Below are 255 nucleotides of genomic sequence, written 5' to 3'. Positions count from 1 at the left end.
TCCGCCGCTTGTGCTCAGCGGTGAACGCATCCCGCGCCGCCTTCTCCCCCGAGGAGAAAGAGTCGTCGACCTTGCTGTCGAGGCCGGCGAGGATGGCTTCGACGTCTTTCTGGGTGGCGTCGAAGACGGCCTGCAGCTTCGCGGTGACCTGCGCCCGTTTCGACTCGTCCTTGCCCTGAGCACCTTGCTGACCTTTACCGACAGCGTTGCTGGCGGCGAGTTTGTCCCCGCGCATCCCCGCCACCGCCTGCGCCC

Annotated in this window: 1 protein-coding gene; it reads right to left on the bottom strand. The window is 67.1% G+C overall.

Features of this window, described 5'->3' with window-relative positions; genetic code table 11:
- The coding region (locus tag QSK31_RS48725; RefSeq protein WP_285692028.1) for a hypothetical protein at positions 1-235 on the bottom strand (235 nt) is incomplete at its 3' end.
- Between the last annotated feature and the right edge of the window lie 20 nt (positions 236-255).

It is taken from the genome of Actinoplanes sp. NBRC 103695, from assembly GCF_030269485.1.
Lineage (GTDB): Bacteria > Actinomycetota > Actinomycetes > Mycobacteriales > Micromonosporaceae > Actinoplanes.
Note: the sequence above shows the minus strand (reverse complement) of the source record. Positions and strands in the feature narration are given on the sequence as shown.